Annotated in this window: 8 protein-coding genes and 3 rRNA genes; 8 read left to right on the forward strand and 3 right to left on the reverse strand. The window is 41.2% G+C overall.

The window, feature by feature from the left end:
- Positions 1–63: 63 nt before the first annotated feature.
- From ilvB to ilvA, 8 genes are read left to right on the forward strand one after another with little or no spacing between them, the layout of a single operon-like run.
- On the forward strand, positions 64–1,740 hold the full coding sequence (gene ilvB, locus C7J90_RS11785) for a biosynthetic-type acetolactate synthase large subunit (protein WP_232618943.1): 1,677 nt from the start codon (positions 64–66) through the stop codon (positions 1,738–1,740).
- Positions 1,737–2,210, forward strand: a complete 474-nt coding sequence (ilvN, locus tag C7J90_RS11790) for an acetolactate synthase small subunit (protein ID WP_103207440.1) — start codon at positions 1,737–1,739, stop codon at positions 2,208–2,210. The genes ilvB and ilvN overlap by 4 nt, the downstream gene beginning before the upstream one ends.
- A gap of 36 nt (positions 2,211–2,246) precedes the next feature.
- Complete coding sequence (ilvC, locus tag C7J90_RS11795) at positions 2,247–3,251, forward strand: ketol-acid reductoisomerase (RefSeq protein WP_103207438.1); 1,005 nt, start codon at positions 2,247–2,249, stop codon at positions 3,249–3,251.
- A 21-nt stretch (positions 3,252–3,272) separates the two neighbouring features.
- Positions 3,273–4,811, forward strand: coding sequence for a 2-isopropylmalate synthase (locus tag C7J90_RS11800; protein WP_103207436.1), 1,539 nt, complete (start codon positions 3,273–3,275; stop codon positions 4,809–4,811).
- Positions 4,808–5,860 (forward strand): 3-isopropylmalate dehydrogenase, encoded by a 1,053-nt coding sequence (gene leuB, locus C7J90_RS11805; RefSeq protein WP_103207435.1) that lies wholly within the window; start codon positions 4,808–4,810, stop codon positions 5,858–5,860. Before C7J90_RS11800 ends, leuB begins: the two co-directional genes overlap by 4 nt.
- Positions 5,861–7,243 (forward strand): 3-isopropylmalate dehydratase large subunit, encoded by a 1,383-nt coding sequence (gene leuC, locus C7J90_RS11810; protein ID WP_103207433.1) that lies wholly within the window; start codon positions 5,861–5,863, stop codon positions 7,241–7,243.
- The gene (gene leuD / locus C7J90_RS11815) at positions 7,233–7,802 is read left to right on the forward strand and encodes a 3-isopropylmalate dehydratase small subunit (RefSeq protein ID WP_103207432.1); all 570 of its coding nucleotides are present in this window, start codon (positions 7,233–7,235) and stop codon (positions 7,800–7,802) included. The genes leuC and leuD overlap by 11 nt, the downstream gene beginning before the upstream one ends.
- 21 nt (positions 7,803–7,823) lie before the next feature.
- A complete protein-coding gene (ilvA, locus tag C7J90_RS11820) occupies positions 7,824–9,092 on the forward strand; it encodes a threonine ammonia-lyase IlvA (protein ID WP_103207430.1) in 1,269 nt (422 codons plus the stop codon).
- A gap of 306 nt (positions 9,093–9,398) precedes the next feature.
- On the opposite strand, the gene rrf is transcribed toward ilvA, so the two are convergent.
- The 3 genes from rrf to C7J90_RS11835 all read right to left on the reverse strand — a co-directional run bounded on the left by rrf (position 9,399) and on the right by C7J90_RS11835 (position 14,450).
- Positions 9,399–9,513, reverse strand: a 5S ribosomal RNA gene (rrf, locus tag C7J90_RS11825).
- A 72-nt stretch (positions 9,514–9,585) separates the two neighbouring features.
- Positions 9,586–12,507 (reverse strand): 23S ribosomal RNA (locus C7J90_RS11830).
- 392 nt (positions 12,508–12,899) lie between these two features.
- Positions 12,900–14,450, reverse strand: a 16S ribosomal RNA gene (locus C7J90_RS11835).
- Together the 16S, 23S and 5S rRNA genes form the textbook arrangement of a ribosomal RNA operon.
- Positions 14,451–14,492 lie beyond the last annotated feature (42 nt).

Consider the following 14,492-nt stretch of genomic DNA (forward strand, 5'->3'; position numbering starts at 1 on the left):
TTGCAAGAACTTGAAATAGAAGAACCGCTCGCATCAGACTATGTAGAATCAGTAGTGGAATCAATGAAATCGGGTGCTGAATTACTAGTAGAGTCTTTTTTAGAAGAAGATGTTGAATATATTTTTGGATACCCTGGAGGTGCTGTATTACCCTTATATGATTCATTTTATGACGAACATATTCCACATATTTTATATCGTCATGAGCAAGGTGCCACCCATGCTGCTGAAGGTTATGCACGTGTCAGTGGCAAACCTGGTGTTGTCGTTGTGACAAGTGGTCCAGGGGCTACAAACGCAATCACAGGAATTGCGGATGCATATAGTGATTCATTACCTTTAGTCGTGATTACTGGTCAAGTCGCTACACCTGGTATTGGCAAAGATGCATTCCAGGAGGCAGACATTTTATCGATGACAACACCAATTACAAAACATAATTATCAAGTTAATGACGTTAAAGATATTCCTAGAATTGTGAAAGAAGCGTTTCACGTTGCAAACTCTGGTCGTAAAGGGCCAGTCGTGATTGATTTCCCTAAAGATATGGGTGTTTTATCAACAAATGAGATATATGATACAACAGTTAACACGCCTGGATATACTGTGAATACGACACCACAAGTTGATGAGGTACAACAATTAATAAACTATTTAAAATCATCTCAAAAACCCATTGTACTAGCAGGTGCAGGCATTAATTTTTCTAAATCTAACCAAGCACTTTTATCATTTATTGAACAACATCAAATACCAGTTGTAACTACTTTACACGGTTTAGGTGCTATCCCTTATGACCATCCCCTATTTTTAGGAATGGGTGGCATGCATGGATCTTACGCAAGTAATATGGCGCTTACCGAATGTGATTTGCTTATTAATTTCGGTTCTAGGTTTGATGATAGACTGGCAAGTAAGCCTGACGAATTTGCACCTCTTGCCAAAATCGTTCATATCGATATAGATCCTTCAGAGATTAACAAAGTCATCGATACAGATTTAGGGATTGTTGCAGATGCTAAAGAAGTATTAGAACAACTCCTTCGCTTCAATAATATAGCGACAAAACATGATGATTGGGTCGCACATGTACAATCTAACAAGGAAAACTATCCATTTCGATATTCGCAAATAGAGGGTGATATTTTCAGTAAACCTCAACGTGCTATTGAATATATTGGTCAAATTACAAACGGAGACGCATATGTTACGACAGACGTTGGACAACATCAAATGTGGGTGGCACAGTTTTACCCTTTCAAAACGCATGGCCAACTTATCACAAGTGGCGGATTAGGTACAATGGGATTCGGTATTCCTGCTGCCATCGGGGCAAAATTTGCTAAGCCTGATGCCACTGTCGTAGCTTTTGTCGGTGATGGTGGATTTCAAATGACCAATCAAGAAATTGCATTAATGAATGAATTCAATCTGAACATCAAAGTTGTCCTTATCAATAATGGAACATTAGGTATGGTAAAGCAATGGCAAGATAAATTTTTTAATCAACGCTTTTCTCATTCAGTATTTAATGACCAGCCTGATTTTATGAAATTGAGTGAAGCGTACGGAGTGAAAAGTTTTTTAATCGATCAACCTGAACGTCTTGAAAAAACACTTGATGAAGCTTTTCAATATGAAGGTCCAGCAGTTATTGAAATCCGTATCTCCCCTACCGAACCAGTATTACCAATGGTTCCAAGTGGAAAAGCAAATCATGAAATGGAGGGGCTTACATGAGAAGAACGTTTAAAGTACTCGTTTTTGACAAAGCTGGAACACTCAATCGCCTTACGAGTCTTTTTGTCAGACGCCAATTTAATATTGTCAATATTACAGCTGGACAGACCTTACAAGGAGGTGTTACAGAAATTACGTTTGTAGCTGAAGTTCCAGATAATCAAATGTTACGGACTATAGTGCAACAACTCAAAAAACAAGTTAATACATTATCAGTCAAAGACATCACAGATACAAATACATTTAATCGCGAACTTCTACTTATCAAACTTAAAAAACCTGAAAACCAAAAAGATTTTGAGAATGCTATTGAACCTTACACGGATATTTTAAAAGTTTTAAAAGAAGAAGATGCATTCGTTTATTTACAAGCTGCTGGTCCCCCATACACCTTAGATAGTCTAACAGAAGATTTAAAACCGTTTCACATTGATTCTATGTCTCGCTCAGGGACGACAGGTATAGAGTAACCACATCAAAATTAACAATATTTGGAGGTTTTTCATATGGCAAAAGTTTATTATGATAATTCAGTTGAGAAAGATGTATTACAAGGTAAAAAGATTGCAATTGTTGGGTATGGCTCACAAGGACATGCACATGCTCAAAACTTAAAAGACAATGGTTATGACGTTGTAGTTGGTATTCGTCCAGGACGTTCATTTAATCAAGCACAAGATGATGGTTTTGCAGTATATCCTGTGTCTGAAGCCGTTCAATTATCAGATGTCATTATGGTATTATTACCTGATGAAATTCAAGGTGACGTCTATGCAAATGAAATTGCACCAAACCTTAAAGCTGGTAATGCACTAGCCTTTGCACATGGTTTTAATATCCACTTTGGTGTGATTAATCCACCTGAAAATGTTGATGTATTTTTAGTTGCGCCTAAAGGGCCTGGACATCTTGTTCGTCGGACTTTCGTTGAAGGCTCTGCAGTACCTGCCTTATTTGCTGTACACCAAGATGCATCTGGAGAAGCACGCCAGTTAGCACTGAGTTATGCAAAAGGAATTGGTGCAACACGCGCCGGCGTTTTAGAAACAACTTATAAAGAAGAAACAGAGACTGATTTATTTGGTGAACAAGCCGTACTTTGTGGTGGTGTGACCCGATTAATCCAAAATGGGTTTGAAGTTTTAGTTGAAGAAGGCTATCAACCTGAGATTGCGTATTTTGAAGTTTTACATGAAATGAAACTCATTGTTGATTTAATGTATGAAGGCGGACTTGAAAATATGCGTTATTCGATTTCAAATACGGCTGAATTTGGAGATTATGTTTCTGGACCACGCGTAATCACAGATGAAACAAAAGCAAATATGAAAGCTGTTCTAAAAGATATTCAAAATGGCACATTTAGTGATCGTTTTATAAAAGATAACCAAAATGGATTTAAAGAATTTAAACAGTTAAGACAGTCGCAAGCAGATCATCAAATAACTGAAGTAGGTCAAAATTTAAGAGACATGATGCCATTTATTAAATCAAAGCGCATTCAAAAATAATGGAGATAAGGACTGATTGACATGACTAGCCATATTCAAATTTTCGATACGACACTTAGAGACGGTGAGCAAACACCAGGTGTAAGCTTTTCTTTTGATGAACGTTTAACAATTGCCCGTCAGCTTGAAGATTGGGGTGTTGATGTCATTGAAGCGGGATTTCCTGCCTCGAGTCAAGGTAGTTTTGATTCTGTACAAGCTATTGCAAGAACATTAAAAAAGACAACTGTCACAGGTCTTGCACGTTGTAAAAAATCTGATATCGATGCAACTTATGAAGCAACTCGAGATGCCGTTTCGCCTTCCATACATGTATTTGTTGCAACAAGTCCAATTCATTTAAAATATAAGCTCAAAATGACTGAAAAAGAAGTACTCAGAACGATAAAAGAACATGTATCTTACGCACGCTCCAAATTTGACATTGTGCAATTTTCACCCGAAGATGCAACTCGCACCCCGCTTTCTTTTTTAGTTCAATGTGTACAAGTTGCTGTCGATGCAGGTGCAACTATTATCAATATACCTGATACTGTTGGTTATACGTATCCAAAAGAATATGGTTTCATCTTTAAAACACTCAAAGAAAAAATAAGACATTCCGAACAAGTTACATACAGCGCCCATTGTCACGATGACCTTGGGCTTGCTGTTGCCAACAGTATGGCTGCAATTGAAAATGGTGCTACACGGATTGAAGGTACTATTAATGGCATTGGCGAACGTGCAGGCAATACTGCACTTGAGGAAGTTGTATTAGGACTACATGTTCGTCAAGATCATTATCAAGCAAAGACTCAAATTCAATTTGAAAAAACAAAGCTAACCTCAGACATTATTTCGCGATATGCAGGTATTCGTATACCGCGTAATAAAGCTATTGTCGGTAAAAACGCCTTCAGCCACGAATCTGGTATTCATCAAGATGGCTTCCTTAAACATCCTGAAACTTATGAAATTATGACGCCTCAACTTGTTGGAGTCAAAAATACGGAACTACCATTAGGTAAACTATCAGGCAAACATGCATTTCAAGAAAAGCTAAAAAAATTAGGCTATCATATTTCAGAAACTGATCAAATAGCACTCTTTAAATTATTCAAAGCCATGGCAGATAAGAAAAAAGTCATTACTGATCGTGATATACATGCATTAATTCAAGGTACAGAACATGAACAACATGCTGAATTTCAAGTTGCGTCGTTACAACTTCAATTTGTTTCCAATGGCGTACAAAGCGCTGTCGTTGTTTTAAAAGATAAGCAAAATCAGACATACCAAGATTCAAGCATTGGAACTGGTTCAATTCTCGCCATCTATAATGCCATTAATCGTATATTTGACATTCAACCTGAATTGCTTGATTATCGCATTGATGCAGTCACTGAAGGATCAGATGCACAAGCCGAAGTTCATGTGCGATTAAAGTTAGATCATATTGAAGTCGTAGGAATAGGATTTGACCACGATATTTTATATGCATCTTGCAAGGCTTACGTCGAGGCATCCTCAAAATTTATCAAACCTCAATTCGGACAAAGGTCAGGTGATTGTTCATGACTTATCATATCGTCGCACTACCTGGAGATGGCATTGGCCCTGAAATTATGGAAGGCACACTTAATATATTGCGTTTATTGTCAGAAAAATTTGACTTTTTAGTGGATATAACCTCTTGCCCTTTTGGTGGACACGCTATTGATACATTTGGTAATCCATTACCTGATGAAACGTTAAAAGCATGTCAGCGTGCTGATGCTATATTATTAGGTGCTGTTGGTGGGCCTAAATGGCATGATAATAACTGTCGTCCAGAACAAGGGTTGTTACAGTTGAGACAAGCCTTACAACTTTATGCAAACATTAGGCCGACTGTCGTTACACCATCTACAGTTGATTTTTCACCAATTAAACCTGAAGTGATTCAAAATACTGATTTCATTATTGTTCGTGAGCTTACAGGTGGTTTGTATTTCAGTTCACCCAAATATGTGAAAAAAGATGAAGCTTTGGACTCATTACACTATACAAAAGAAGAAATTACGCGTATAGCACATATAGGATTTCAACTTGCACAATCTAGACGCAAAAAATTAACATCAGTTGATAAAGAAAACGTACTCGCTTCAAGTCAGTTGTGGCGAAAAACAATTAATGAAATAGCACAGGATTATCCTGATGTTGAAGTCGAACATTTATTAGTTGATGCCTGCACTATGCATTTAATCAAACGCCCAACAGACTTCGATGTCATTGTCACTGAAAATTTATTCGGCGATATTTTAAGTGATGAAGCATCAGTTTTGCCAGGTACACTGGGTTTATCACCATCAGCAAGCTTAAGCTTAAATGGACCGCATCTTTACGAGCCGATTCACGGATCAGCACCTGACATTGCAGGTCAAAATAACGCAAATCCTTTTGCAATGATTTTATCACTTGCGATGTGTTTGAGAGAATCTTTGCAACAATACAAAGCCGCTGAACTTATTGAAAAATTAACGTATCGACTCATCGATGAACATTATGTCACACCTGATTTGAACGGATCATACCATACCACGGATATATTTGAAAAAATGTATCAGTACATTAAGGAGGCCTCATAAATGGGACAAACCTTATTTGATAAAGTTTGGAATCAACACGTCATTACTGGTAAAGAAGGCGAACCTCAATTATTATACGTTGATTTGCATTTAATTCATGAAGTTACATCGCCTCAAGCATTTGAAGGATTGCGTATAAATGAACGTCAATTGCGTCGTCCGGACTTAACTTTTGCCACAATTGATCATAACGTACCAACTCAAGATATTTTTAATATTCAAGATGAAATCGCACTCAAACAAATTGAGACATTAAGACAAAATTGTCATGCATTTAATGTCAAATTGTTTGATATGGGTAGCGATGAGCAAGGGATTGTTCATATGGTTGGACCAGAATTAGGACTTACACAACCAGGTAAAACTATTGTTTGTGGTGACTCACATACAGCGACACATGGTGCTTTTGGTGCTATTGCTTTTGGTATTGGCACGAGTGAAGTCGAACATGTCTTTGCAACTCAAACCATTTGGCAAACGAAGCCTAAAAACTTAAAAGTCGAGATTAATGGTGATTTACCTAAAGGTGTTTACGCCAAAGATATAATATTATACTTAATCAATCAATACGGTGTGAAGTTTGGTACGGGTTATGCATTAGAATTCACTGGTGAAGTCATTCAAAATTTCTCAATGGAAGAGCGAATGACAATTTGTAATATGGCAATTGAAGCGGGTGCCAAATACGGCCTTATCCAACCTGACGCAATGACATTTGAATATTTAAGAAATAAAAGATATGCGCAAAATTTCGAAGAGAATCTTTCAACTTGGCAAACATTATACACTGATGACGATGCCACTTTTGACCGCATCATCCAAGTCAATGTTAGCCATTTAGAACCTCAAGTGACTTGGGGAACGAGTCCAGAAATGGGTGTTAACTTTAGTAAGCCTTTTCCTCATATTCAAAATGATAATGACAAAAGAGCTTACCAATATATGAATTTAAAGCCGGGTCAAACAGCTAGAGATATCCCTTTAGGTTATGTGTTTTTAGGGTCTTGCACAAATGCTCGTCTTTCAGATCTTATTGAAGCCAGTCACTATGTTAAAAATCAAAAAGTCCATGAGAACATTACAGCTATCGTTGTACCTGGTTCACGCAAAGTTAAACGTGAAGCAGAAGCACTCGGGTTGGATATTATTTTTAAAGAGGCAGGATTTGAATGGAGAGAGCCTGGTTGTAGCATGTGTTTAGGGATGAATCCTGATCAAGTTCCTAATGGTGTTCATTGCGCATCTACAAGTAACCGAAACTTTGAAGGAAGACAAGGTAAAGGCGCAAGAACCCATCTTGTTTCCCCTGCTATGGCCGCAGCAGCTGCGATTCACGGACGATTTGTTGATGTAAGAAATGAGGTTGAAATACATGGAAATTAAACCTATTAAGAGATACCACGGAAAAGTCGCCCCCCTGTTTCATAACAATATCGATACTGATCAAATCATACCTAAAACACATTTAAAACGGATTACAAAAACTGGCTTTGGACAATTCTTATTTGATGAATGGCGATACCTAGATGACGGTTCTCCCAATCCAGATTTTATCTTAAATCAACCTGAATATGTTGATGCAAGTATACTCGTAACTGGTGATAACTTTGGGTGTGGATCCAGTCGTGAACACGCAGCATGGGCACTTAAAGATTTTGGCATTAATATTGTTATTGCTGGAAGTTTCAGTGATATATTTTATATGAACTGTACCAAAAATGGCATCTTACCTATCAAGTTAGAACAAAAAGATCGTGAAGATATCATTCAACACACTTTCATCACAATTGACTTACCAAAACAAACCATCGAATTACCTAATCGACAAATTGCGTTTGACATTGATAAAGCATGGAAATATAAATTAGAACACGGATTAGATGATATTGATTTAACGTTACACTATGAAACTGAAATAGAAAAATATGAATTACAAAACTAAGTACAATGAGGAGTGACTATGATGGCTGCCGAAACACAAACTGTGACAGCTCAAGATGTAGAAGATGCATTTTTACGTCTTCAAAACACTGTAAAAACAACACCCTTAGAAAAAGATCATTATCTTTCAAAAAAATATGAATGTAACATATATTTGAAGCGAGAGGATCTACAATGGGTCCGTTCATTTAAACTTCGAGGTGCATATAATGCAATCTCAGTCCTTCCTGCTTCCCAACAAAATAAGGGAATCACATGTGCAAGTGCAGGTAATCACGCACAGGGTGTCGCATTTACAGCTCAACAATTAAATTTAAAAGCAGTTATCTTTATGCCTGTGACAACCCCAAATCAAAAAATTAATCAAGTGCGTTTTTTCGGTGGAACAAATGTAGACATTCGACTCATTGGTGACACTTTTGATGATTGCTTAAAAGAAGCACTAGCATTTACAGATGCACATGATATGACCTTTATCGACCCGTTCAACAATGTTAATACTATTGCTGGTCAAGGCACCATTGCAAAAGAAATCATTGAAGCTGCCAACAATGAACAAATTGAGTTTGACTATCTTTTTGGAGCTATAGGTGGAGGTGGATTGATGTCTGGCATTGCCACATATTTCGCTGAATATTCTCCGCAAACGAAATTGATTGGTGTAGAGCCATTAGGTGCAAGTAGTATGTTTCAATCTATCAGTCAAGACAAAGTCATCACTTTACAAAACATTGATAAATTTGTAGATGGTGCTTCTGTAGCACGTGTAGGAGACATTACATTTCATATTTGTAGAAAATATCTTGATCATTATCTTCAAATCGACGAAGGTGCTGTTTGCTCAACCATTCTTGATATGTATTCTAAACAAGCAATCGTTGCTGAACCAGCAGGCGCACTGAGTGTAAGTGCACTAGAGCAATACAAGAGTCAAATCAAAGGCAAAAATGTTGTATGTATCATTAGTGGTGGCAATAATGATATTAATCGGATGAAAGAAATTGAAGAACGCTCATTACTATTTGAAGAAATGAAGCATTACTTTATTTTAAATTTTCCACAACGTCCAGGAGCATTACGACAATTCGTTAATGACGTATTAGGATCACATGATGATATTACTAAATTTGAATATCTAAAGAAATCTTCTCAAAACACAGGTACTGTTATTATCGGGATTCAACTTCAAAATCATGAAGATTTAACAGCACTGCTCAAACGAGTTAGCCAATTTGACCCTAAAAATATTTATATTAATGAAAACAAAATGTTGTATTCACTGCTAATTTAAAATAACTGAGCTGATTAATTTTATAACATGCGAAAATCCGTAGATCTGAAAAGAGCTACGGTTCTTTTATATCATCCATATCCGTCTCACTTAACATAATGATAGTTTGGTATAATTATCTTATTAAATATATAATAACAGTTGAAGTGCATTTAAAGCCTTTAATCACTTTAGAAACTTCTACAACTGTTAAAAGGACTAGGCCGCCAATGTATTATTGCAAAAAGAAAAACACCTTTTAAAGCTGTTTCTGCAACTTTAAAAGGTGTTTTTTCGGCTCATCGCATCCTATACGCTTATGTATTTACCTGGCACCGTCCTACTCTTGCGGAACGTAAGTCCGACTACCATCGGCGCTAAAGAGCTTAACTTCTGTGTTCGGCATGGGAACAGGTGTGACCTCTTTGCCATTGGCACCAGATAAACATTTGAATGCTTATACATTCAAAACTAGATAGTAAGTAACTTCTCACAAGCAAACCTTGTTATGAATTTGATTAAGTCTTCGATCGATTAGTATTCGTCAGCTCCACGTATCGCTACGCTTCCACCTCGAACCTATTTACCTCATCATCTTTGAGGGATCTTATAACCGAAGTTGGGAAATCTCATCTCGAGGGGGGCTTCATGCTTAGATGCTTTCAGCACTTATCCCGTCCATACATAGCTACCCAGCTATGCCGTTGGCACGACAACTGGTACACCAGAGGTATGTCCATCCCGGTCCTCTCGTACTAAGGACAGCTCCTCTCAAATTTCCTACGCCCACGACGGATAGGGACCGAACTGTCTCACGACGTTCTGAACCCAGCTCGCGTACCGCTTTAATGGGCGAACAGCCCAACCCTTGGGACCGACTACAGCCCCAGGATGCGATGAGCCGACATCGAGGTGCCAAACCTCCCCGTCGATGTGAACTCTTGGGGGAGATAAGCCTGTTATCCCCGGGGTAGCTTTTATCCGTTGAGCGATGGCCCTTCCATGCGGAACCACCGGATCACTAAGTCCGTCTTTCGACCCTGCTCGACTTGTAGGTCTCGCAGTCAAGCTCCCTTATGCCTTTACACTCTATGAATGATTTCCAACCATTCTGAGGGAACCTTTGAGCGCCTCCGTTACACTTTAGGAGGCGACCGCCCCAGTCAAACTGCCCGCCTGACACTGTCTTCCAGCACGATAAGTGCTGCGAGTTAGAAATCCAATACAATTAGGGTAGTATCCCACCAATGCCTCCACGTAAGCTAGCGCTCACGCTTCAATGGCTCCTACCTATCCTGTACAAACTGTACCGAATTTCAATATCAGGCTACAGTAAAGCTCCACGGGGTCTTTCCGTCCTGTCGCGGGTAACCGGCATCTTCACCGGTACTATGATTTCACCGAGTCTCTCGTTGAGACAGTGCCCAAATCGTTACGCCTTTCGTGCGGGTCGGAACTTACCCGACAAGGAATTTCGCTACCTTAGGACCGTTATAGTTACGGCCGCCGTTTACTGGGGCTTCGATTCGTAGCTTCGCTGAAGCTAACCACTCCTCTTAACCTTCCAGCACCGGGCAGGCGTCAGCCCCTATACGTCACCTTACGGTTTAGCAGAGACCTGTGTTTTTGATAAACAGTCGCTTGGGCCTATTCACTGCGGCTCTTCAGAGCGTGAACCCTAAAGAGCACCCCTTCTCCCGAAGTTACGGGGTCATTTTGCCGAGTTCCTTAACGAGAGTTCGCTCGCTCACCTTAGAATTCTCATCTTGACTACCTGTGTCGGTTTGCGGTACGGGCACCAACTTTCTAGCTAGAGGCTTTTCTCGGCAGTGTGAAATCAACGACTCGAGGAAACAATTTCCTCTCCCCATCACAGCTTGACCTTTTGAGTGCCGGATTTGCCTAACACTCAGTCTCACTGCTTGGACGTGCACTCCAACAGCACGCTTCGCCTATCCTACTGCGTCCCCCCATCGCTTAAAACGATTGTTGGTGGTACAGGAATATCAACCTGTTATCCATCGCCTACGCCTGTCGGCCTCAGCTTAGGACCCGACTAACCCAGAGCGGACGAGCCTTCCTCTGGAAACCTTAGTCAATCGGTGGACGGGATTCTCACCCGTCTTTCGCTACTCACACCGGCATTCTCACTTCTAAGCGCTCCACATGTCCTTGCGATCATGCTTCAACGCCCTTAGAACGCTCTCCTACCATTGTCCAAAGGACAATCCACAGCTTCGGTAATATGTTTAGCCCCGGTACATTTTCGGCGCAGTGTCACTCGACTAGTGAGCTATTACGCACTCTTTAAATGATGGCTGCTTCTAAGCCAACATCCTAGTTGTCTGGGCAACGCCACATCCTTTTCCACTTAACATATATTTTGGGACCTTAGCTGGTGGTCTGGGCTGTTTCCCTTTCGAACATGGACCTTATCACCCACGTTCTGACTCCCAAGTTAAATTATTTGGCATTCGGAGTTTGTCTGAATTCGGTAACCCGAGAGGGGCCCCTCGTCCAAACAGTGCTCTACCTCCAATAATCATCACTTGAGGCTAGCCCTAAAGCTATTTCGGAGAGAACCAGCTATCTCCAAGTTCGATTGGAATTTCTCCGCTACCCTCAGTTCATCCGCTCACTTTTCAACGTAAGTCGGTTCGGTCCTCCATTCAGTGTTACCTGAACTTCAACCTGACCAAGGGTAGATCACCTGGTTTCGGGTCTACGACCAAATACTCATTCGCCCTATTCAGACTCGCTTTCGCTACGGCTCCACATTTCCTGCTTAACCTTGCATCAGATCGTAACTCGCCGGTTCATTCTACAAAAGGCACGCCATCACCCCTTAACGGGCTCTGACTACTTGTAAGCACACGGTTTCAAGTTCTCTTTCACTCCCCTTCCGGGGTACTTTTCACCTTTCCCTCACGGTACTGGTTCACTATCGGTCACTAGAGAGTATTTAGCCTTAGGAGATGGTCCTCCCAGATTCCGACGGAATTTCACGTGCTCCGTCGTACTCAGGATCCACTCAAGAGAGAATCAGTTTTCGACTACAGGATTATTACCTTCTCTGATTAACCTTTCCAGGTTATTCGTCTAACTCATTCTTTTGTAACTCCATAAGAGTGTCCTACAACCCCAACAAGCAAGCTTGTTGGTTTGGGCTCTTCCCGTTTCGCTCGCCGCTACTCAGGGAATCGATTTTTCTTTCTCTTCCTCCGGGTACTAAGATGTTTCAGTTCTCCGGGTCTACCTTCTCACATGCTATGTATTCACATGCGGATAACACGACATAACTCGTGCTGGGTTCCCCCATTCGGAAATCTCTGGATCAAAGCTTACTTACAGCTCCCCAAAGCATATCGTCGTTAGTAACGTCCTTCATCGGCTTCTAGTGCCAAGGCATCCACCGTGCGCCCTTAATAACTTAATCTAGACGTGCTAATAAGCGCTCGCATTCTATCTCATTTCTTTCTTCGCTTGCTCATTTACAAAACGTAATCTTCGCTGCACTCATCAAGAAATTCTCTGACTGACAAACGCTTTCATCACGTCAATGACGCAATCACATTTGTCTTGTCAATGCTTTCACACTTATCATCACCAGTTATTAATTATGTGAGTCGTCTGTTGACGACTAGCGATAATTGTTTGTTTCAAGCTTTTCGCTTGTTACTCGGTTTTGCTTGGTAAAATCTATTACTTACTTATCTAGTTTTCAATGTACAATGTTGAATCCTCAATGAATGAGCATTCAAAACTGAATACAATATGTCACGTTAATCCGTCTATCACCTATGGTGATATTCCGTATATTATCCTTAGAAAGGAGGTGATCCAGCCGCACCTTCCGATACGGCTACCTTGTTACGACTTCACCCCAATCATTTGTCCCACCTTCGACGGCTAGCTCCAAATGGTTACTCCACCGGCTTCGGGTGTTACAAACTCTCGTGGTGTGACGGGCGGTGTGTACAAGACCCGGGAACGTATTCACCGTAGCATGCTGATCTACGATTACTAGCGATTCCAGCTTCATGTAGTCGAGTTGCAGACTACAATCCGAACTGAGAACAACTTTATGGGATTGGCTTGACCTCACGGTTTCGCTGCCCTTTGTATTGTCCATTGTAGCACGTGTGTAGCCCAAATCATAAGGGGCATGATGATTTGACGTCATCCCCACCTTCCTCCGGTTTGTCACCGGCAGTCAGCCTAGAGTGCCCAACTTAATGATGGCAACTAAGCTTAAGGGTTGCGCTCGTTGCGGGACTTAACCCAACATCTCACGACACGAGCTGACGACAACCATGCACCACCTGTCACTTTGTCCTCCGAAGAGGAAAACTCTATCTCTAGAGCGGTCAAAGGATGTCAAGATTTGGTAAGGTTCTTCGCGTTGCTTCGAATTAAACCACATGCTCCACCGCTTGTGCGGGTCCCCGTCAATTCCTTTGAGTTTCAGTCTTGCGACCGTACTCCCCAGGCGGAGTGCTTAATGCGTTAGCTGCAGCACTAAGGGGCGGAAACCCCCTAACACTTAGCACTCATCGTTTACGGCGTGGACTACCAGGGTATCTAATCCTGTTTGATCCCCACGCTTTCGCACATCAGCGTCAGTTGCAGACCAGAAAGCCGCCTTCGCCACTGGTGTTCCTCCATATCTCTGCGCATTTCACCGCTACACATGGAATTCCACTTTCCTCTTCTGCACTCAAGTTTTCCAGTTTCCAATGACCCTCCACGGTTGAGCCGTGGGCTTTCACATCAGACTTAAAAAACCGCCTACGCGCGCTTTACGCCCAATAATTCCGGATAACGCTTGCCACCTACGTATTACCGCGGCTGCTGGCACGTAGTTAGCCGTGGCTTTCTGGTTAGGTACCGTCAAGATGTGCACAGTTACTTACACATTTGTTCTTCCCTAACAACAGAGCTTTACGATCCGAAGACCTTCATCACTCACGCGGCGTTGCTCCGTCAGACTTTCGTCCATTGCGGAAGATTCCCTACTGCTGCCTCCCGTAGGAGTCTGGACCGTGTCTCAGTTCCAGTGTGGCCGATCACCCTCTCAGGTCGGCTACGCATCGTCGCCTTGGTGAGCCGTTACCTCACCAACTAGCTAATGCGGCGCGGGTCCATCTATAAGTGACAGCAAAACCGTCTTTCACTGTTGAACCATGCGGTTCAACATATTATCCGGCATTAGCCCCGGTTTCCCGGAGTTATTCCAGTCTTATAGGTAGGTTACCCACGTGTTACTCACCCGTCCGCCGCTAACGTCAAAGGAGCAAGCTCCTCTTCAGTTCGCTCGACTTGCATGTATTAGGCACGCCGCCAGCGTTCATCCTGAGCCAGGATCAAACTCTCCATATTAGAGTAAGCTTGATATAGCTCTTTGATTGTTTAAGTCAATCA

The organism is Staphylococcus felis, from assembly GCF_003012915.1.
Classification (GTDB): Bacteria; Bacillota; Bacilli; order Staphylococcales; family Staphylococcaceae; genus Staphylococcus; species Staphylococcus felis.

What these genes read in the sequence shown, in the direction of transcription:
- ilvB (WP_232618943.1), top strand. Translation starts at nt 64, where the DNA reads ATGAAATCGGGTGCTGAATTACTAGTAGAGTCTTTTTTAGAAGAAGAT.
- ilvN (WP_103207440.1), top strand. Translation starts at nt 1,737, where the DNA reads ATGAGAAGAACGTTTAAAGTACTCGTTTTTGACAAAGCTGGAACACTC.
- ilvC (WP_103207438.1), top strand. Translation starts at nt 2,247, where the DNA reads ATGGCAAAAGTTTATTATGATAATTCAGTTGAGAAAGATGTATTACAA.
- C7J90_RS11800 (WP_103207436.1), top strand. Translation starts at nt 3,273, where the DNA reads ATGACTAGCCATATTCAAATTTTCGATACGACACTTAGAGACGGTGAG.
- leuB (WP_103207435.1), top strand. Translation starts at nt 4,808, where the DNA reads ATGACTTATCATATCGTCGCACTACCTGGAGATGGCATTGGCCCTGAA.
- leuC (WP_103207433.1), top strand. Translation starts at nt 5,861, where the DNA reads ATGGGACAAACCTTATTTGATAAAGTTTGGAATCAACACGTCATTACT.
- leuD (WP_103207432.1), top strand. Translation starts at nt 7,233, where the DNA reads ATGGAAATTAAACCTATTAAGAGATACCACGGAAAAGTCGCCCCCCTG.
- ilvA (WP_103207430.1), top strand. Translation starts at nt 7,824, where the DNA reads ATGGCTGCCGAAACACAAACTGTGACAGCTCAAGATGTAGAAGATGCA.